General features: G+C 65.4%; 17 protein-coding genes. 9 read left to right on the top strand and 8 right to left on the bottom strand.

From position 1 onward, the window contains the following. Positions 1–189: 189 nt before the first annotated feature. Positions 190–1,917, bottom strand: a complete 1,728-nt coding sequence (locus PGP17_RS00085) for a sensor histidine kinase (RefSeq protein ID WP_270373640.1) — start codon at positions 1,915–1,917, stop codon at positions 190–192. A 233-nt stretch (positions 1,918–2,150) separates the two neighbouring features. Continuing rightward, positions 2,151–2,351: a NepR family anti-sigma factor gene (locus PGP17_RS00080; protein WP_270373639.1), complete on the bottom strand. Its 201-nt coding sequence runs from the start codon at positions 2,349–2,351 to the stop codon at positions 2,151–2,153. Between the two features lie 166 nt (positions 2,352–2,517). On the opposite strand from PGP17_RS00080, the gene PGP17_RS00075 reads away from it, so the two are divergent. Continuing rightward, positions 2,518–3,306 carry a response regulator gene (locus PGP17_RS00075; protein WP_270373638.1) on the top strand — a complete coding sequence of 263 codons (789 nt, stop codon included), beginning with the start codon at positions 2,518–2,520 and terminating at the stop codon, positions 3,304–3,306. Between the two features lie 3 nt (positions 3,307–3,309). Beyond that, entirely contained in the window at positions 3,310–3,483 is a 174-nt protein-coding gene (locus PGP17_RS00070) for a DUF1328 domain-containing protein (protein WP_135944648.1), read from the top strand. On the opposite strand, the gene cydC is transcribed toward PGP17_RS00070, so the two are convergent. The 3 genes from cydC to PGP17_RS00055 all read right to left on the bottom strand — a co-directional run bounded on the left by cydC (position 3,480) and on the right by PGP17_RS00055 (position 7,630). Continuing rightward, entirely contained in the window at positions 3,480–5,201 is a 1,722-nt protein-coding gene (cydC, locus tag PGP17_RS00065) for a thiol reductant ABC exporter subunit CydC (RefSeq protein ID WP_270373637.1), read from the bottom strand. The two genes, PGP17_RS00070 and cydC, sit on opposite strands and share 4 nt — an antisense overlap. Continuing rightward, the gene (gene cydD / locus PGP17_RS00060) at positions 5,198–6,871 is read right to left on the bottom strand and encodes a thiol reductant ABC exporter subunit CydD (RefSeq protein ID WP_270373636.1); all 1,674 of its coding nucleotides are present in this window, start codon (positions 6,869–6,871) and stop codon (positions 5,198–5,200) included. Before cydD ends, cydC begins: the two co-directional genes overlap by 4 nt. Positions 6,872–6,964: 93 nt before the next feature. Then, positions 6,965–7,630 (bottom strand): helix-turn-helix domain-containing protein, encoded by a 666-nt coding sequence (locus PGP17_RS00055; RefSeq protein ID WP_270373635.1) that lies wholly within the window; start codon positions 7,628–7,630, stop codon positions 6,965–6,967. A 487-nt stretch (positions 7,631–8,117) separates the two neighbouring features. On the opposite strand from PGP17_RS00055, the gene PGP17_RS00050 reads away from it, so the two are divergent. The 6 genes from PGP17_RS00050 to pgeF all read left to right on the top strand — a co-directional run bounded on the left by PGP17_RS00050 (position 8,118) and on the right by pgeF (position 14,146). Beyond that, on the top strand, positions 8,118–9,917 hold the full coding sequence (locus PGP17_RS00050; RefSeq protein ID WP_270373634.1) for a long-chain-acyl-CoA synthetase: 1,800 nt from the start codon (positions 8,118–8,120) through the stop codon (positions 9,915–9,917). Positions 9,918–9,919: 2 nt separating this feature from the next. Further along, on the top strand, positions 9,920–10,510 hold the full coding sequence (locus tag PGP17_RS00045) for a DUF924 family protein (protein ID WP_270373633.1): 591 nt from the start codon (positions 9,920–9,922) through the stop codon (positions 10,508–10,510). A 132-nt stretch (positions 10,511–10,642) separates the two neighbouring features. Next, positions 10,643–10,879: a hypothetical protein gene (locus PGP17_RS00040; protein ID WP_135944636.1), complete on the top strand. Its 237-nt coding sequence runs from the start codon at positions 10,643–10,645 to the stop codon at positions 10,877–10,879. Positions 10,880–10,926: 47 nt separating this feature from the next. After that, the gene (locus tag PGP17_RS00035; RefSeq protein ID WP_270373632.1) at positions 10,927–11,856 is read left to right on the top strand and encodes an alpha/beta hydrolase fold domain-containing protein; all 930 of its coding nucleotides are present in this window, start codon (positions 10,927–10,929) and stop codon (positions 11,854–11,856) included. 45 nt (positions 11,857–11,901) lie between these two features. Continuing rightward, positions 11,902–13,350 carry a protein adenylyltransferase SelO family protein gene (locus PGP17_RS00030; RefSeq protein ID WP_270373630.1) on the top strand — a complete coding sequence of 483 codons (1,449 nt, stop codon included), beginning with the start codon at positions 11,902–11,904 and terminating at the stop codon, positions 13,348–13,350. A 13-nt stretch (positions 13,351–13,363) separates the two neighbouring features. After that, positions 13,364–14,146 carry a peptidoglycan editing factor PgeF gene (pgeF, locus tag PGP17_RS00025; protein WP_270373629.1) on the top strand — a complete coding sequence of 261 codons (783 nt, stop codon included), beginning with the start codon at positions 13,364–13,366 and terminating at the stop codon, positions 14,144–14,146. On the opposite strand, the gene PGP17_RS00020 is transcribed toward pgeF, so the two are convergent. The 3 genes from PGP17_RS00020 to PGP17_RS00010 are packed head-to-tail and all read right to left on the bottom strand — an operon-like array spanning position 14,143 to position 17,499. Beyond that, positions 14,143–15,291, bottom strand: coding sequence for an acetate/propionate family kinase (locus PGP17_RS00020; RefSeq protein WP_270373628.1), 1,149 nt, complete (start codon positions 15,289–15,291; stop codon positions 14,143–14,145). The two genes, pgeF and PGP17_RS00020, sit on opposite strands and share 4 nt — an antisense overlap. Beyond that, positions 15,288–16,697, bottom strand: coding sequence for a bifunctional enoyl-CoA hydratase/phosphate acetyltransferase (locus PGP17_RS00015; protein ID WP_270373627.1), 1,410 nt, complete (start codon positions 16,695–16,697; stop codon positions 15,288–15,290). The genes PGP17_RS00020 and PGP17_RS00015 overlap by 4 nt, the downstream gene beginning before the upstream one ends. Positions 16,698–16,707: 10 nt before the next feature. Further along, entirely contained in the window at positions 16,708–17,499 is a 792-nt protein-coding gene (locus PGP17_RS00010; RefSeq protein WP_135944627.1) for an SDR family oxidoreductase, read from the bottom strand. Positions 17,500–17,604: 105 nt separating this feature from the next. On the opposite strand from PGP17_RS00010, the gene PGP17_RS00005 reads away from it, so the two are divergent. Then, complete coding sequence (locus tag PGP17_RS00005) at positions 17,605–18,300, top strand: aspartate/glutamate racemase family protein (protein WP_270373626.1); 696 nt, start codon at positions 17,605–17,607, stop codon at positions 18,298–18,300. Positions 18,301–18,373: the final 73 nt, after the last annotated feature.

The raw sequence follows: 18,373 nt of genomic DNA, 5'->3' as shown, positions 1-18,373 counted from the left end.
CGTCAGAATGGGTGTGAAATCCCATCAAACTGACACAGTTTCTTACACATACACAAAAACACATTAAATTTTTCTGTTTTATATCAGTTACTTAGATATAAAATTTGATTACTCAAAATCCCCCGGTGTAACAACCTTGTCGGTTCGAGTCCGACCGCCCGTACCATCAGGCTTCCGCGATCGTTCGCGTTATTTGAAGTCGGCCGTATGGCCGTCCAGGACCAGCTCCTTGTAGGCGAACCGGATGGCGACCCGGGTGCCGCCGCCTTCGGTCCGGCTGCGCACGATCGTACCGGACAATTGCTGGGCAAAAGCCTGCATCAGCGTCGAGCCGGTGCCTTCGCTCGCATCCTCGGCGAGGCCGGAGCCGTCGTCTTCCACCGCGATCTCGAACATATCTTCCTCGTCGTGGATCAGGCTGACCAGGATGGCGCCGGAGGTGCGGTCCTCGAAGGCATGCTTGAACGCATTGTTGGCAGCTTCGGTGACGAAGAGGGCGAGCGGGACGGCGTAGTCCGGCTCCATCTCGATTTCCGTGCTATCCACCTTGACCGCGACGGTCTGTTCGCTCGCCTGGGAGGCATCGGAAACATAATTGAGCAATTCGTGCAGGAAGGGGCGCATTTCCACCCGGCGCAGGTCTTCGGCCTCGTACAGGCTGCGGTGCACAAGAGCGAGCGCGTTGATGCGCCGGCGCGCCTCGTAGAGGGCGGCCCGGCCCGGCCCGTCGGGCAGGCGGCCGGCCTGAAGGTTCAGCAGAGAGACGATGACCTGGAGGTTATTCTTCACCCTGTGGTGAATTTCACGCAGCAACGCGCCGCGTTGCTCCAATGCGCTTTCCAGCTCCTGGTGCTGACGACGCAGCGACGCGGCCATGTTTGCTAGCGTGTCGGCCAGCTCCTCGACCTCCAGCGGCGCGCGCTTGGCCCGTGAGGGGTCGATGTCCAGACGGCCGTCGCCATACAGGCGCGCGATGCGGCGCAGATAGGTCAACCAGCGCAGCACGAAACGGTCGATCGCGATCCAGACGCAGACGATCGCCAGCGCCCACATCAGGGTCGGAATCAGGATGGTACCGACCAGGTCAAACCCCGCCCACACCGAGTAGGCCGGTCCGCGCGGGCTGACCACGAGCGTGCCGACATGCCCGTTGATCAGGGGCGAGAGGAGAAGCAGGGCGCCGTCGGCAAATTGCGCATCGTTCACGACCTGTGTCTCGTCCGCGGTGACGAGCTCATTCAGATAGGGTTCCGGGATACGGTCGAAAGGCAGCGGCTCGGCGTCCTGCGTGATCGTGAAAATCCCCTCGGGATCCCACAGCGCGAGCGTCGCGCCCTCAGGAAGCAGGTCCTCCTGCAGGCGAGTCGTGGCGGCGTCGATATCGATCGCGATACCGATATAGCCTGCAAAATTGTCCGGGGTTCCGCGGCGCCGGGCGGCAATCAGGATCGGGCGCTTGGACATCGGTCCGAAAACGACGCGGCTCACGCCGGTTTCATCGCCATTGCGCAGGCGTTCGAACAGCGCGCGATCCGCGGGGACATCCCCCTCTTCCGGCGGCGGCAAGACAGAACATTCGATCTGGCCGTAGGCGTTGATCAGGGTGATGTTGGAAATGGCCGGATCGTTGTCGGCGATCCGCGCGAGCGCTTCATCGCATTCGGCGCGCGGCCGGCTGATGCCGTATCCGCCTTCCTCGATGGCCGAGGAAATGCCGAGGGCGCGCTGGAGCGCGGAATCCAGTTCCTCGGCGGCAATCGCGCTGGCCGCATCGAGGGTCTGAAGGTGTTCGCGCCGCTCGTCCTCGAATTCGACCGCCCCCTGGATGATGGAGAGCGTGAGCAGCGGCGTAAGCGCGATTGCGAGAATGGCTACGAGCTGCAGTCGCAGGCTTCGCCGGATATGCGGCAGCGCCATGTCGGACCTCCAAGCGATACGGATACCCCGCCCCGGGCGTCAGGGCGCAATCCGGCGCTGAATTCTGCATGACCGGGCTGACCGGTCACAAATGAAACCGCCTGGCCGGGCCGGATGCTCGGCAAGTCAGACGCACTGAGTAACGCGCTCCCGTCCAGGAAGTGCCGCGTGTTTATGAATTTTCTCAGTTAATAAAAGTCTGCAGCCGGCGCGCAAGCCCACCGTGTTCGCGGTCAGTCCGCGCTTTCAGGCCGGCGGGTCCGGGAATCCAGCCGGTCCAGGAGGGCATCGATGTCGTCAGGCACACCGTCAGACACGACATCGTCATAGAGACCGCGCAGCTGACGGCCGATGGCCCGCTGGCGCACACGCGCCTCCTTCAAGCGGGTATCGCCCTTGCGATCCGCATCCGTATCTGCCTGGAAATCCCTCATACTCACTCTACAATCGGCTCTTCTTCGGTTAGGCTTGCCTTTCTTTCGGCAGATGTTGAACGTATAACTGCTCTCATTGTTCCCGCTGCCTGCAGACAGGAGGAACCTTCCGCGCGCGTACGCGTTTCTGCTCCTCAATTGGTAAAACTGACTGACCGGGACACACATGCCATTTAGCACAGCCATTCGTCCGCACATTCCGTATCTGCGCCGGTATGCCCGCATTCTCACGGGCTCCCAGGAAAGCGGTGATGCCTATGTGCGTGCCGCTCTCGAGGCAGCTATCGAGGGTGCCGAGGAGATCGATCGCGATCTTCCGCCCAACGTGGCGCTCTATCAGCTTTTTCACGCGACCTGGAAAACCAGCGGGGCCCGGCTGGACCGGCCCGGCGGCGATGGCGACAAGCGCCAGCTCGGCGAACTGCCGCCCGAAGCGCGCCAGATGCTGCTCCTGACCGCGGTCGAGAACTTCTCGGTCGACCAGGCGGCAACCATCCTGCGGATCGATGTGGCATCGGCGAAGAGTAATCTGATCGAAGCGCAGACCTATCTGGAAAACGGTATGGCGACTGAAGTCCTGATCATCGAAGACGAGCCCATCATCGCGCTCGATCTGCAGTCCATCGTCGAGCGTATGGGCCACAAGGTGGTCGGCGTCGCACGGACCCGAGACGAGGCGGTCAAGCTGGCTAACGAGCATAGTCCTCGCCTGGTGCTGGCTGATATCCAGCTGGCCGACAACAGCTCGGGCATCGATGCGGCCCACGATATCCTCAAGGATCATCGTGTCCCGGTCATCTTCATCACCGCCTATCCCGAGCGTCTGCTGACCGGTGAGAAGCCGGAGCCGACCTATCTCATCACCAAGCCCTTCATGCCCGAAACCGTCGCCGCGACGATCAGCCAGGCGCTGTTCTTTGCCGGAGACGAGGAAAGGGCCGAGGTCGCGGAGTAGGCGATGTTCGGTCTGGCCCTGCTCTTCTTCGTGGTCGCGCTGATTGCCGGCGCGTTCGGTTTCTTCGGTCTGGCCGGAATGGCGGCCGTCATCGCCCAATGGGTGTTCTTTATCGCGCTGGCGCTTGCGGTAGTGTCCGCGATCTTCCAGGCGCTGCGCGGCGACCCGCCCGTCTAGCCGGCGGGCCGATACTCAGGAAACAGGCGTGAAAACGCCGTGGAAGGCCCGGTCAGCGATGCGACCGGGCCTTTTTGCGCGATGCGCCCATTGTCCAGCACGATCGCCTCGCGTGCCGCGTCGATCACGCGCGCGCGATGGGTCACCAGAAGGAAGGAGCGGCGCTCGTCGGCGTCTGCCCAGTCCCCCAGCGACGTCAGGAAATCGTGCTCCAACGGTGCGTCCAGGCCCTCCGTGGGCTCGTCGAGCAGCAGCACCGGCGCCCCGGTGACGAAGGCGCGCGCCAGCGCGATCCGGCGCGCCTGGCCGCCGGACAGCGCCGAGCCGAATTCGCCAAGCCAGGTGTCCAGCCCGTCGGGCAAGGCGCGCACCACCTCGTCTGCGCGCGCCAGTTCGAGGGCTTTCCACAAGGCGCCGTCCTCGGCCCCGGGCGCGCCCAGACGCAGATTCTCGCGTACGCTGGCCGAGATCAGCTCGGCGCGCTGGTCGACCAGGGCGAACCGGCGGCGCACCTCGCACGGATCCAGCGTGGTCACGTCCTGACCGCCGAGCCATACCGTGCCGGCCGGGACCGGATAGAAGCGCATCAGAATCTTGATCAGGCTGGACTTGCCCGAGCCGGAGGCGCCGGTCAGCGCAAGCCGGCTTCCTTCCGGCAACGCCAGCGAGACATGCTCCAGGGCCGGGGTTTTGCTGCCCGGGTAGGCAAAGCTGAGGGCCTCCACGCGCACGTCGTGACGCCCGGACGGAGCGACCGGGGTTGCCGGGGTGACGACGTCGCATGTCTGCTCGGCGATGGCGCGCAGACGGGCGGCCGATCGCTGCATCCGGCCATAGCCTTCTGCGGCCTGCACCAGCGGCGCGGCCCCTTCAAACAAGGCGAAGGCTGCAAATCCGCACAGAACAGCCAGGCCCGCACCGGCGCCGCCAGCGGTCGCCAGACCGAGCGCGGTAACAAGCGCCAGGGGCGCGCCGAGTGCCAGCACGGCGCTGTTGACCATCGTCAGCCGCGCGAGATCGCGCTGCGCCGATGTCCAGGCCCGCGAGGCCTCGTCCAGACGGTGACGCACGCGCGTATCGGCCCCGTAGGCCTTGAGCTCGGCGAGCCCGGCGGCGAGATCGCCGGCCTCCGCGCGCACCAGGGCGGCCATGTCGCTGGCGCGCTCGCCGGCCTTGCGGCTGGCACGCGCGGTCAGCACCGGCAGACCCACTGCGCTGACCAGGAAGAGAAACAGGATGGCCGGCAGGGCGAGGGGCGCGGCCAGGGCCAGCAGGATCGCAACTCCGGCGGCGCCGGCCGCGGCCGCAGCGACCGGCGTGAGAAAGCGCAGGTACAGCCCGTCGAGCGCATCCACATCGCCAGTGACGCGGGCGACGAGATCCCCGCTGCGCATCCGGGCGATGCCGCCCGGAGACAGCGGGATCAGGCGTTCGAACGTCCAGACGCGAAGCCGGGCGAGAATGCGGAAGGTGGCGTCATGGGTGACGAGACGCTCGGCGTAGCGCGAGAGCGGTCGCAGAAACGCGAACGCCCGCACGCCGCGCGTGGCGGCCAGTGCGCTGGCCAGGCCGCCCGCTGCCGCAGCGGCGATGAACCAGCTGGAAACCGCGATGAGCCCAATTCCAGCCAGCAGAGTCACGGCGGCAAGAGCGGCGCCGAGCCGCAACCAGATCGCGTGCGGGCGCGCCAGCGCCAGGAAGAAACCCAGGTCCTTCATGATCCCGCCTCTTCGCCCGACAGGTCCACGATCCGTGCACAGACCGCCCTGGCCGCGGGGCTGTGCGTCGCCATCAGGACGGTGCGTCCCTCGGCTGCTTTCGTCAGCGTATCGAGGAACAGCGCTTCGGCCTCCCCGTCGAGATGGGCGGTCGGTTCGTCGAGCAGGAGGACGGGCATGTCGGCGGCAAGCGCGCGCGCCAGGGCCACACGCTGGGCCTGACCGCCCGAAAGACCGTAGCCGCGCTCGCCCAGCATCGTGTCCAGACCCTCGGGGAGCCCGGTGGCAAATCCCATGGCCCCGCTGGCTTCGGCGGCGGCGCGGATGCGCGCTGGCTCGATTGTCTCATCGAAAAGCGCGATATTCTGCGCCAGCGTGCCGTGGAAAAGCCGGGGGCGCTGACCGATCCAGGCGGCCTGTCCCAGCAAAGGCGCGTGCGCGGGGTCCCCGTTGATGCGAATTTCCCCCGCCGAGAGCGGCACATATCCCATCAGGGCTTTCAGTACGGTCGACTTGCCACAGCCCGACGGTCCCCATAGAGCGGTGATCTGCCCGGCCTCGGCGGTGAAGCTGAGCGGTGCCAGTCCGCGCCGCCCGTCCGGGTATATCACCTCGCCTTCAGCCAGGCCGATCGACGGCGCCCCGGAGCTATGCTTCGGGCCGGCCGCGCTGTCGCGCGCTTCGCCCTCGAACAGCGGAGCGAGAGACTCTGCCGCGGCTTCGGCATCGGCACGGTCGTGATAGGCGGCAGAGAAGCGGCGCAACGGCATGTAGAATTCCGGCGCCAGCAACAGCAGGAAAAGTCCCTCGCCCAGCGTCAGGCCGGCTCCGAGACCCGCGACGGGCCGATCCATCAGTGCGAGGCCGACAAAGATCGCGATGGCGGCAATGGCAAGGGCCGACACCGCCTCGAGGACAAGCGAGGAAAGGAAGGCGCGCCGCAGAACGCGCATGGTGCGTACACGGAAATCGTCTGCGGCCGCGGCCAGGCCGTCCGCTTCGCGTTCGGCCGCGTTGAAGGCGACCAGTGTGTCGAGCGTTTGTATACGGTCATTGAACCGGCCGGCCAGGCGCTGCAGCGTGATCAGCTGGTCCCGGCTCGCCGCGGCGGCACCGGCCCCTGCCAGTGCCATGGCAAGGATGAGGACGGGGGCGCTCACCATCAAGATGATGGCGCCGGTGACGCTGACCGCGCCCGCAGCCAGGATCAAGATCATCGGACCCCCCAGCATGACCGGCATGAGCGGGCGGTAGCGGGCAAAATACCCGTCGAGCTTCTCGACGCCATCGGTGAGGGTCGAGGCCAGCTCTCCGCTATCGATGCGTTCGCTGAAGGCCGGGCCGCGTGCCGCCAGCGCCCGGGCGGCCTGTTCGCGCACACTCTGCCTGACCGTGGTCGAGGCCTCCACACCTGCACGGATCTCTCCGGCCTGACATGCGGCCCGCAGCGCCGCCAGCAACAGTGTCGCGCCGAGCCATGCCAGCGCAGGCTGGCCGGAAAAAAACGCTTCGAGCGCCTGACCCGCCGACCAGGCAAAGCCGGCATAGGCGGCAAACTGTGCAATGCCGAGACCAGAGGCGAGTGCCATCGGGCCGCGGGCAGGCCGGGCCCAGCCTTCCAGTCGTGCTTTGAGCGTAGTGTGGTTGGGTGAAGGGCTCGCCGGCGTCATTCAAATCGGTCTAGCACGAAACGGAAGGAAGCAAGCGTGACGTCCTGCCTCATATCGATCCGGCTGAAAAGGCGTGCGGTGTAAGGGACGTGCTCAGCGAGCCGGTGGTCCAGGCGGCTGGTCCTGGAGCAGCTGGCGTGCGGGAACCGGCTTGCTGCGACCGAACAGATAGACGAGCAGGCTCTCGCCTTCATTCTGCAAGCGCGCTTCATAAGCCTCGCGCGCGGCCTCCACATGGGTCGAGTGCAGGTACCAGTTACCAATCTGGTCGCGCACCGGCACATTGATCGTGCGCCAGAACCGCACGGTCTCGTCCGTTTGCGAATACCAGAGGCCGTCCACGGCCGAGACCTCGCCGGAGAAGACTCCCAGCCGGATCAGCCGTTCGATCTCGGCGCTGGCCGCCTCGCCCAGCTCCTCGGAAATCATGTGACCCTTGCGATACCCCGTCCAGGGACTGCCGGCCGCCTCGAGCGCGGGGCTGACGGCCTCCACGCGCACATCGCTTTCCTGCAACGAGCTGAGGACAAGGAAGTGGGGCGAATGCAGGACGGTCGCCAGCCAGTGCTCGAAATGCGGGCGGTGCTTGGGCGTCTGTATGAGCTTGCAGATCCGCTCCGCAAGGCTTTTCGACGGCCGGGCACTTCCTGATTCCATTCGGGAAATATAGGCTTGGCTCACGCCCAGATGGGAGGCTGCCACGTCCTGTTTCATCCCGACTGTATTGCGGAACTTTCTGAGTTCTGCGCCCCAGTCCATAGTGAACTCCGCGTTCTGCGTTCTTCAAGAAATCGAGCGCGTACCAGATTTCTCCGGTGTGGTGTATAACAAGTTGCATATACGCGTACAGCGTGCAGGGCGTGTATTCGGGGTCATGCGAACGATGGCGTAAGTCCGCCTCGCAGCCTGCGCGCGCGAGGATATAGTCCGCTTTGCAGGTGATCCACGTAGCGCTCCCGGCTCATTTCCGAGTGACTGCTGTGCAGGTACCACGTGGCTTCGCCGTCGAGAACCGGGGTAGACGCGCCAAGACCCCAACGAATGTCGGCCATGTGCCCGGTTCCCTGCCGGCTATTGGCTCCCAAATCCGGAGACCAGCACGGCCGTTTGCCGGGCCAAGTGCGGTGGAGGGGTGTTTTTTGGCAGCCCTGCCGGCGTGAGACGCACTCAGCATTCTTGACCGCGCAGGCTTGCTCCCTACTGTCTGCCGAAATGGCGTCGAGCCGTAAAAAGGGGAGAGATGGGCATGGGCGTGTTGCGTGCGATCAAGCGCGAGTGGTTCTACGTCACCGAGTTGCTGCGTCTGCTCGGCAAGCTGAAGAGCATCACTCCGGACTCAGACTACCTGACCGCCGACCTGTTTGAAGACAGTGTGGATGCCCACGCAAAGCGCCCGGCCTTCGTCGATGGCGACATGCAGGTCACCTATGCCGAGTTCGACGCCTATGCGAACCGCGTCGCGAACTGGGCGCTGGCGGGTGGGCTCAAGGCCGGCGACACCGTTGCGCTCTACATGGCCAATCGCTGGGAATACGTCGCGATCTGGTACGGGCTCTCGAAGGTCGGCGTGATTGCCGCCCTGCTCAACAACCAGGTCAGCGGCAAGGCGCTCGGCCACGGTCTCAATATTTCCGGCGCCAGCCATGTGATCGTGGAAGGCGAGCTCGCCGAAGAATACGAGAAGGCCCGGCCGTTCTTCGAAGCCGAGCTGACATGCTGGACCACCGATGCGCCGGGAATGGGCGAAGACTTCGATGCCGCGCTGGCGGGTCAGTCCGATGCCCGGCCGAGCCGCGAACATCGTGCGCATCTGCGGGCCAAGGATGCCTGCATGAAGATGTACACGTCCGGTACTACGGGCCTGCCCAAGGCCGCGATCGTGGCCCACACGCGCTCGCTCTATTACTTGCAGGTCTTCGGCACGATTGTGCGGGCCAAGCCGTCCGACCGGATGATGATGGTGCTGCCGCTCTATCACGCGACGGGCGGCCTGTGTGGAATTGGCGCGGCGCTGTCCTTCGGCGGCGCGGCGATCATCCGGCGCAAATTCTCCGCCTCGCGCTTCTGGGATGACGCGATCGAGAACAAGGCGACCTTGTTCATGTATGTCGGCGAGCTGTGCCGTTTCCTGGTCGCTGCCGAACCGAGCAAGGCGGAGAAGAAGCACAAGATCCGCGCCGCCATCGGCAACGGTCTGCGTCCTGACGTGTGGCCGCGCTTCGTGAAGCGCACCGGCATCTCGCGCGTTGTGGAGTTCTACGGGGCGACCGAGGGCAATGTCGGCCTGGTCAATCTGGACTCCCAGCCCGGCGCGATCGGGCGCATTCCGCCTTACCTGTCCTGGCGCTTCAACGTGAACCTGGTGAAGTTCAATCTCGATGCCGAGGAGCCGGTTCGCAATAGCGACGGTCGCTGCATCGAGGTGGAGCCCGGCGAGGTGGGCGAGGCGATCGGCGAGATCCGCGCCGACGATGCGCGCTACCGCTTTGACGGCTACCAGGACGAGGAAGCGACCAAGAAGAAGATTCTCACCGACGTGTTCGAAGCCGGAGACGTCTATTTCCGGACCGGCGACCTGATGCGCCGCGACAAGCTGGGCTACTACTATTTCATCGACCGGGTGGGCGACACCTTCCGCTGGAAGTCGGAAAACGTGGCCACGTCCGAAGTCAGCGAAGTGCTCGGCATGGATGAGGGTGTCGTTCAGGCCAATGTCTATGGCGTCGAGGTCGCGGACTATTCGGGCAAGGCCGGCATGGCCGCGCTTGTGGTCAACGACAAGTTCGACCTCGCCCGGCTGCATGCGCTGGTCCACAAGGAGTTGCCGCACTTTGCCCGGCCGCTCTTCCTGCGCATCCACCAGGAGGATCCCAGCGCACACACGACCGGCACCTTCAAGATGAAGAAGACCGATCTGGTCACCCAGGGCTGGGACCCTGACAAGGTCGAGGAGCCGCTCTATCTCGACGATCCCGATTCGGGCGCGTATGAGGCTCTGACTGCGGACCTGCGCGATGAGGTCCAGTCCGGCCGGAAGCGCGTCTAGCGATGCGTGTGGGACCGGACGATATTCTCGATTTCTGGTTCAGCGACCGCGCTCGCGCGCGCTGGTTTGCGAGCGATGCGGCTTTCGACGCCTCGGTCAGGCGGTTGTTCGCGCCGCTATGCTTCGACCTTGACCGCGCACCGTCGGTTGATGGCCATCCCTGGCTTGACGGGCCGGAGGGCGCGCTTGCGCTGATCGTGGCGTGCGACCAGTTCCCGCGCAATGTCTGGCGCGGCACGCCGATGGCCTTCGCCCTCGATACCAAGGCAAGAGCCGCTGCCCTCCATTCGCTGGACTCAGGCTTTGACTGGGTGTTCGAAAACGAAGCGCGCAGCCTGTTCTACATGCCTTTCATGCACGCAGAATCGATGGAAGCGCAGAATCTCTGCGTCGCGCTGTGCGAGACCCGGCTCGGCGAGGAGGTGTCCACGACGCGCCATGCGCGCGCACACCGCGACCTCATTGCCCGCTTTGGCCGCTTCCCGCACCGCAATCCGATCCTCGGCCGGGAGAGCACGCCGGAAGAAAGCGAGTTCCTGCGCAGCGGGGGGTATGCACCCGGCGCGAAACGCCAGGCAAAAACCTCCAGCTGAGTCACAATTGCCCGGTTTGTCGAGCTTGTGGATAAGTTTTTATACAACAATAACATATAGATAAGCTTTTCCGGCGCTGGCGCAGCCCTTGCGTGGACGTCGGGACACTCTGTCCCGTCCCTGGAGCTATCCATGACTGTCCAAGCCGCGCGCGCCTCGCGCATCACGCCCGACGACATCCGCAACATCGCCTTCACCCTGGTCGAGCGTCACGGTGCCCAGGCGCTGGGCTACGCCGACCTGGCGGTTGAAGAGATGGAGGAGAAGGGCGAAGAGGCGAGTGCCGAGGCCTGGCGGGCGCTGCGTTCGGAGATTGAGGACGCGCTCGACGGCCGCATCGTTCGTAACCGGCAGATTGTGCTGCATTAGCGAAAACATCACTTGCACGCCGGGCTGCGCGGCGTGACCTTATGCTCATGTCCGGCGAAACTTCCCTCTTCGATCATATCTTCAAGAGCAGCGGCCTGGCCGACATGCTGGCGCCGGCCAAGACGACGCCGGCCATGCGTGACGCGCTGGAGAAGGCAGTCCCGCTCATGGAGTTGCCGCCGCCCGAGGTGGAGACGGTCGAGGATATTCACATCGCCGGGGGCGAGGGGCCGCGCAATGCCCGCGTCTATATCCCGACCGACGCGATGGATAACGGGGCCGGTCTGGTCTTTTTTCATGGTGGCGGTTTTACGGTCGGAAGTCTCGGCACGTACGATCCGTTCTGCCGGCGCCTGGCGGCCGTCTCCGGCGTGCGCATCGTCTCTGTCGATTACCGCATGGCGCCCGAACACCGCTTTCCTGCTGCGGTTGACGATGCCCTCGCCGCCTTCGACACGGTGCGTGCAGGACGGCTTCAATCCTTCGGCTTCAATGCTGAGCGCCTCGCCGTGGGCGGAGATTCGGCGGGCGGAAATCTGACCGCGATCGTCACCCAGCAGCGGCGAGGCGAAGCGATATTCCAGCTGCTGATCTACCCGCTGCTCCAACTGGTCGAGATCAAGCGCAAGAAATCGCGCTGGCAGGACGGACCCTTCCTGGCCGAACCTACACTCGCGCACATCCGGGAGGTCTATCTGCCCGATCCGGGGACGGCGAGTGATCCGCGGGTATCGCCGCTGCTTGCACCCGACCTGAGGAATCTGCCTCCCGCCTACATCCTGGCGGCCGAGCTGGACCCGCTCCTGGCCGAGGGCGCGGCCTATGCCGACAAGCTCGCGGCCTTTGGCGTGCCGGTCAAACGGGTCGAGTATGCCGGCGTACCCCATGGTTTCGTGAACCTGACCCGGCTTGTCTCCAAAGCCATTCCCGCCATAAATGCAGCCGGCAAGGCCTTGCAGGATGCCATGGCCGACTAGCCGTCCCGCTTGCAGTGTGCATCGCAGCAGCTTAGCTCTTGAGCCATGCCCTTTGACCCCGCCTACAAGCCGGACCCGCGTTTTGCGGCCCTGGGCCCGGATTTCGCCGACCCGGTGGAGCCGGCCGATTTCCCGAAAGCCGAGTTGCGCTTCTGGAATCAGCGCTGGGCGCAGGAGGTCGGCCTGGGTGAGCTGACTGAGGCGGAACGCCAGAGCCATTTCCACCATTTCGAGCCCTTGCCGGACAATCAGCCCCGGCCGCTGGCCGTGCGCTATCACGGCCACCAGTTCCGCACCTACAATCCTGAAATCGGAGACGGGCGGGGTTTTCTGTTCGCCCAGCTGCGCGATTCGCGCGGGCGCCTGCTGGATCTGGGCACCAAGGGATCGGGGCAGACACCCTATTCGCGCTCCGGCGACGGGCGGCTGACCCTGAAAGGCGCCGTCCGCGAAGTGCTGGCCAGCGAGATGCTGGAGGCGCTCGGCGTCTACACCTCGAAGACCCTGGCCGTTTACGAGACTGGCGAGCAACTGCACCGGGGCGATGAACCGTCGCCCACGCGCTCGGCTGTGATGACGCGGTTGTCCCACTCGCATGTGCGCTTCGGCATGTTCCAGCGCCACGCCTATTTCGATCGGCCGGATCTCGTCGAAGCCCTGCTCGACTATACCATCGAGACCTACCACCCCGAATCGGGCAGGGCATCCGGCCCGGACCGGGCCTCGGCCTTCCTCAGGGCGGTATGCGAGAAGAGCGCGGCGCTCGCCGCCCAGTGGATGGCCGCCGGCTTCGTGCACGGCGTGTTGAACACCGACAATCTGGTCGTGACCGGAGAGAGCTTCGACTACGGACCCTGGCGCTTTCTGCCGAGTTTCGAGCCCGGCTTCACGGCGGCCTATTTCGACCAGACCGGGCTCTACGCCTATGCGCGTCAGCCCGAAAGCGTGTTCTGGGCCTTGCAGCAACTGGCCGGGGCGCTCAGCCTGGTCGGTGACCGGGACGGACTGGTCGAGGCGCTATCGGCCTATCCTGACATGTACAAGCGTGAAGTCCCGCGCGCCTTCCTGCGCCGGCTGGGCCTGGCAGAAACCCCCGGCGAAGCGGGTGTGGAGGCGGACGGTGCATTCGTCAGTGGCTTCCTGAACGCGATGCGCGAGATGCAGCTGCCCTGGGAGCAGGTCTTCTTCGACTGGTTTGGCGGAGCGGCGTCGCAGGCGCGCGCGGACGCCAGCGCCCATGCCGATCAATACCGGTCGCCGGCCTTCGCGCCGGTGCGCGAGGGGCTGATCTCGCGTGAGCCAGTGCGCCCCGAACGTCTCGAACACGTCTATTTCAGGCGTGCGAATCCGGTTCACCTCACCATCGAGGCGGTGGAGGCGCTCTGGGCGCCCATCCATGAGGATGATGACTGGAGCGCATACCGCCAGACGCTGGAGGACATCGCCGAAGCTCGCGAGGGTTATGGCCTCGGCGAGGGGCGAAGCGGATTTTGACCGAGGAGACGGCGTGAACGATCTTGAATTCTTGACCACCGAACCGGTGAATGGGGCGCTGCGCGTCTTCACCACGCGCACGGGCGGGGTCAGCACCGGCCCGTATGAGAGCCTGAACCTGACCTGGTCGCGTGGGGACGATCCCGACGCGGTGAACCAGAACCGTCAGCGCGTGATGTCTGCACTGGGACTCGACCGTCTGATCTTTGCCAGCCAGGTCCATGGCGATACGGTGCTGCGCGTCGACCGCGTGGGATCGAAAACCTGGCTGGCCGGGGAGGGGGATGCGCTCATTACGGAGATGCCGGGCATCGGCCTATGCGTGCAAACCGCCGATTGCGTGCCCGTCCTGCTCGTTGACCCGGAAAATCGCGCCATTGGCGCGGTCCATTCGGGCTGGCGCGGCACGGTGAAGAACATCACCGCCAGGACGATCGAAGCGATGAGCCGCGCTTTCGGCAGCGTGCCCGGCGAAATGTACGCGTCGATCGGTCCGGCGATCTGCAAGGCCCACTACCGCGTCGGCCCGGAAGTGCTCGAACAGTTCGAGGCACAGATCGGCCAGCTGGATTCCACGCTCATCACAGAGCGCGACGAGGAAGGCGGGGCCGGACTCGATGTCGGTGAGGCCGTCCGGCGCCAGCTCGCCGGCGCCGGCATTCCCGAAGAGCAGATCGACCGCGTGGCCGGATGCACTTTCGCCGAGGAGGACCGGTTCTTCTCCTCGCGCCGGGCCGCACGCGACGGCCATCCCGGCGAATTCGGCGGCCAGTGCGGCATCGTGGCGCTACGCTAGCCGATCAAGCCCGCCACATCGCGCGCGATCACGCTTTCCTCGTCGGTGGCGATGACCCAGACAGCGACCGGGCTGCTTTCTGCGCTGATCCTGGTTTCCCGTCCGGCACCGGTATTGGCTTCAGCGTCGAGTTCGACACCGAGCCAGGACAGGCCCGCGCAGATTTCCCTGCGGATGAAGGCGGAGTTCTCTCCGATCCCGGCCGAGAAAACGAGTGTATCAAGACCTTCCAGCGTGCTGGCCAGCGCGGCGATCTCCATGCGGCAGCGGCGCACGAAATAGGCGAGCGTTTCCTGCGCCTCGGTCGTCCCGCTTTCTTCCAGCTCCCGCATGTCGTCTGTCCCACCGGACAGCCCTTTCAATCCGCTTTGCTTGTAGAGCAGCTCGCTTGCGCCGCCGGCGTCCAGACCTTCATGGCCGATCAGATGCAGCACGGCGCCGGGATCGATCTGGCCACAGCGCGTGCTCATGGGCAGACCGTCAAGCGCGGTCAGGCCCATCGTCGAGCCGAGCGGGGCGCGTCCGTTGACTGCGCACATGGACGCGCCCGACCCCAGGTGGGCGATGACGGTGCGGCGCTCTCCCTCCAGTTCGCAGACCCGGTGTGACAGGTAGTCGTAGGACAGGCCGTGAAACCCGTAGCGGCGAATACCCTCATCGTAATATCGCCGCGGCAGCGCGTAGGTGTCGGCCACAAAGGGCTGGGCACGGTGAAAGGCTGTGTCGAAGCTCGCGGTCTGGACCGCGCCAGGAAAACGCGTGCGCGCTGACGCGATACCGGCCAGATTATGCGGCTGATGGCTCGGGGCGAGGGGGATCAGGACGCGCAAGCGGTCCTCCACTCCGTCCTCGATCCGGACTGCGCGGGTGAACGCCGCGCCGCCGTGGACGATGCGGTGGCCGATGGCGCGCATTTGTCTCCCGGCCTGGTCATGAACACGGTCCAGGGCGTATTCGAGCGCCTGCTCGTGGGAGAGCTCGCCCAGGGTTTCTTCGGTTGTCTTTTGATCGGCGCGCGTCAGGGACAGCTTGGCTGTCTTGCCGATGCCGGAGACCGCTCCGCGCAGGCGCCGGGTGCGCCCGTCATCGTCATAGAGGGCAAACTTGATCGAGGAAGATCCGGAATTGAGCGTGACGAGGCTCATCCCTGTTTCAGTGCCTCCACGGGCTCTCCGGTCTTCAGCCAGTGACGGTGCAGCGCCGCGACTGCGCAGGAAACGAGACGCGAAAATTCGCTATCGGCACGGCTGGTCAGGATCACCGGCACGCGCGTGCCCAGCACCACGCCGGCGGACTCTGCGCGTCCGACAAAGCTGAGCTCCTTGGCCAGCATGTTGGCGGCCTCGATATTCGGGCCGACCAGTATCTGCGCCCGCCCGGCGACCTCGCCGGAGATATTCTTCACCTTGGCGGCTTGCAGGTTGACCGCGTTGTCGAGCGCGAAAGGACCGTCGACCAGCCCGCCCGTGATCTGGCCGCGCTCGGCCATCTTCGACAGCGCAGCGGCGTCGATCGTGGAGGCCAGGGCCGGGTTGACCGTCTCTACCGCCGACAGGATGGCGGCCCTGGGCTCGCCGATCCCCAGTGCCCGCGCCAGGTCGATCGCGTTTTGAACGATGTCGCGCTTGGCCGCGAGCGAGGGCGCGATATTGACCGCCGCATCGGTGACCAGAAGCAGATGATCGAGCCCCGGCGTGTCGAGCACGAAGACGTGGGAGACCCGGCGCTCGCCCTTCAGACCGCTGGAGCTGGACAGTATGGCCTTCAGGAAGGTCTCGGTATGCAGATGCCCCTTCATCACCGATCCGGCCTTGTCCTCGGCGACGAGCCGGCACGCGGTGCGCGCGGCGTCTTCTTCGCCCTCGGCCTCGACGATCTCGATGCCTTCGATATCGCAGCCGGTCGACTTGGCCGCCGCCGCGATCTTGTTGCGATTGCCGACCAGGATCGGGGTGATGAGCCCCTTCTTCGCGGCCGTGACCGCGCCTTCCAGGGCGTCGTCGCTATAGGGGCAGACCACGGCGGTGACGACCGGATCGAGCGCCTCGCAAGCGGCGACGAGGGCGGCGAACTTGTCGTGGCGGCGTTCGAGCAGCGCGCTGACCTCGGCCCGGCCGAAACTGCGCGCCTGGCGCGGCGGAATCACACTCACCCGCGCATCGAGCGCCATCCCGGACGGGCCGGTAATCCGCCCTTTCAGCGTCAGGACCGACTCGTCCTTTTCTTCGGCCTCGAGTTCGATCGTGACGGTCTCGCCCATGCGCACCGGCTCGCCCAGGCGGATCGACCAGGCGGTCTCGCGCGAGCCCGGCCCGGGCAGCTCCGTGCCGATCAGTCCGGACACGAGCCCAGCCAGATAGGCGGCCGGGCAGATCGCCTCGGTCTCGCCATCGCCGTCTCCATCGAGCTCGGGCAGGTGGAGCGGGTTCAGATCGCCGCTCGCGCTGGAATACAGCCGCAAGTCCTGGTGGCTGACGGTATGGGAGCGCTTCGCGCGCATGCCCGGCTCAATCTGATCGAGCGTCAGACCGTCCATTGCCTCGCGGGTCATCCTGCCTCCTTCACATCGGGCGTCCGAGCTTCTCGATCAGCATGCGGCGCAGCTTGCGCATGCCGCCGACCCAGCGGTCGCGATCGGCGCCCTTCATGGCGACGTATTCGGGTGTCTTCTCGTGCGTGGTCACGAGGAAGCGCTTTGTTTTCATGGCGTCGAGAACAATGGCAGCGACCGCGTCAGGTTCCATGTAGCCCCCCAGTCCCTGCGCGCCGCCTTCAATGCCTTCCACCAGCGGTGTCCTCACCCCTTCCGGGCACAGGCAATGGACGTTCAGCCCGTCATCGCCATGGGTGATCGCGAGCGTTTCGGCGACCGAAACGGCTGCGGCCTTGGTCGCGGAGTAGGGCGCATCCCCGATCTGGGCGAGCAGGCCCGCAGCTGAAGCGGTGATGACGAAATGGCCGTCGCGCGCGGCCATGGAGCGGGCCAGATGGCGCGCCGCGTAGACGCTGGCCATGACGTTCACGTCCCAGCAGAGCTGCCAGCCGGCATTGGGCGCGTCGCCCGCCCCCCAGCCCGGCCCGTCGGTCACGCCGAGCCCGGCATTGGACACGTAGATGTCGACCGGGCCGAGCTTGCGCTCGACCGTGTTGATGAAACGCACCAGCGCGCCTTCATCGCCCACATCGACCGCCTGGCCGAAGCCGCCACAGGCCTCGCCTGCCTCGCGGGCCGCGCCGGCATTCAGATCGGCGATGGCGACGCGTGCGCCGGCCGCATGCAGCGCCGTGGCAATCGCGCGGCCGATACCACTCGCTCCGCCTGTCACAATGGCGACCTTGCTGGACAAATCCATGACTTCAAATCTCCTCGCGTATCGATGCAGGCCAGCTTGCCACGTTTGCCCGGAGAGGAAAGCCATTTACGCTTGGCCGCTTGCATTCTGGAGTCTGGCAAAACCATGAAGCTCATCGGCATTCTTGGCGGCATGTCCGCTGCCTCCACCGCGCTCTACCAGGCGCGTCTGAACACGCTTGCCCGTGAGCGCTTCGGCGGGTTGCACAGCGCCAACCTGCTCGTGCGCTCGCTCGACTTTGCCGAGATCGAAGCCATGCAGATCGCTGACGACTGGTCGGGGGCGGGCGAGCGCCTGGCCTGGGAGGCTGAACGCCTGGAGGCCGCGGGCACCGAACTGATCGTGCTGGCCACCAACACGATGCACAAGGTCGCCGATGCGATCACCGCGCGCCTGTCCGTGCCGTTTCTCCACATTGCCGATGCCACGGCGCACGCCGTAACCGGGGCAGGCCTGCTGCGCCCGGCCCTGATCGCGACCGCCTACACGATGGAGCAGGATTTCTACACGAGCCGGCTACGCGCGGCGGGGCTGGACGTGGTGTTGCCGGACAAGGGCGACCGGCAGGAGATCCACCGCATTATTTTCGAGGAGTTGTGCCGGGACGAGGTCCGCGAAGCGAGCCGGCAGGCCTTCGAGGCGATTGCCGCGCGACTGATCGAGGACGGCGCGGACAGCCTCATTCTGGGCTGCACCGAGGTCGGCCTGCTGCTGGACGAGACCAATGTCGGCGTTCCGGTCTTCGACACGACCCGTATTCATTGCGACCGCGCGATGGATATGGCGATATCCGGGAACTAGAGCATTTTCATTCTAATCGAGGTCATATCCGCAGGCTTGGAAGTAGTTGATGCATTCGGCTGGCGTGATGGCG

The organism is Marinicauda sp. Alg238-R41 (assembly GCF_947331485.1).
Classification (GTDB): Bacteria; Pseudomonadota; Alphaproteobacteria; order Caulobacterales; family Maricaulaceae; genus Marinicauda; species Marinicauda pacifica.
The sequence above is the reverse complement of the archived record's forward strand: the minus strand, read 5'-3'. Positions and strand labels throughout refer to the sequence as shown.

Bases quoted from the DNA above. Each gene is read 5' to 3' on its own strand.
- PGP17_RS00085 (WP_270373640.1), bottom strand. From the start codon at position 1,917: ATGGCGCTGCCGCATATCCGGCGAAGCCTGCGACTGCAGCTCGTAGCC.
- PGP17_RS00080 (WP_270373639.1), bottom strand. From the start codon at position 2,351: ATGAGGGATTTCCAGGCAGATACGGATGCGGATCGCAAGGGCGATACC.
- PGP17_RS00075 (WP_270373638.1), top strand. From the start codon at position 2,518: ATGCCATTTAGCACAGCCATTCGTCCGCACATTCCGTATCTGCGCCGG.
- PGP17_RS00070 (WP_135944648.1), top strand. From the start codon at position 3,310: ATGTTCGGTCTGGCCCTGCTCTTCTTCGTGGTCGCGCTGATTGCCGGC.
- cydC (WP_270373637.1), bottom strand. From the start codon at position 5,201: ATGAAGGACCTGGGTTTCTTCCTGGCGCTGGCGCGCCCGCACGCGATC.
- cydD (WP_270373636.1), bottom strand. From the start codon at position 6,871: ATGACGCCGGCGAGCCCTTCACCCAACCACACTACGCTCAAAGCACGA.
- PGP17_RS00055 (WP_270373635.1), bottom strand. From the start codon at position 7,630: ATGGACTGGGGCGCAGAACTCAGAAAGTTCCGCAATACAGTCGGGATG.
- PGP17_RS00050 (WP_270373634.1), top strand. From the start codon at position 8,118: ATGGGCGTGTTGCGTGCGATCAAGCGCGAGTGGTTCTACGTCACCGAG.
- PGP17_RS00045 (WP_270373633.1), top strand. From the start codon at position 9,920: ATGCGTGTGGGACCGGACGATATTCTCGATTTCTGGTTCAGCGACCGC.
- PGP17_RS00040 (WP_135944636.1), top strand. From the start codon at position 10,643: ATGACTGTCCAAGCCGCGCGCGCCTCGCGCATCACGCCCGACGACATC.
- PGP17_RS00035 (WP_270373632.1), top strand. From the start codon at position 10,927: ATGTCCGGCGAAACTTCCCTCTTCGATCATATCTTCAAGAGCAGCGGC.
- PGP17_RS00030 (WP_270373630.1), top strand. From the start codon at position 11,902: ATGCCCTTTGACCCCGCCTACAAGCCGGACCCGCGTTTTGCGGCCCTG.
- PGP17_RS00020 (WP_270373628.1), bottom strand. From the start codon at position 15,291: ATGAGCCTCGTCACGCTCAATTCCGGATCTTCCTCGATCAAGTTTGCC.
- PGP17_RS00015 (WP_270373627.1), bottom strand. From the start codon at position 16,697: ATGACCCGCGAGGCAATGGACGGTCTGACGCTCGATCAGATTGAGCCG.
- PGP17_RS00010 (WP_135944627.1), bottom strand. From the start codon at position 17,499: ATGGATTTGTCCAGCAAGGTCGCCATTGTGACAGGCGGAGCGAGTGGT.
- PGP17_RS00005 (WP_270373626.1), top strand. From the start codon at position 17,605: ATGAAGCTCATCGGCATTCTTGGCGGCATGTCCGCTGCCTCCACCGCG.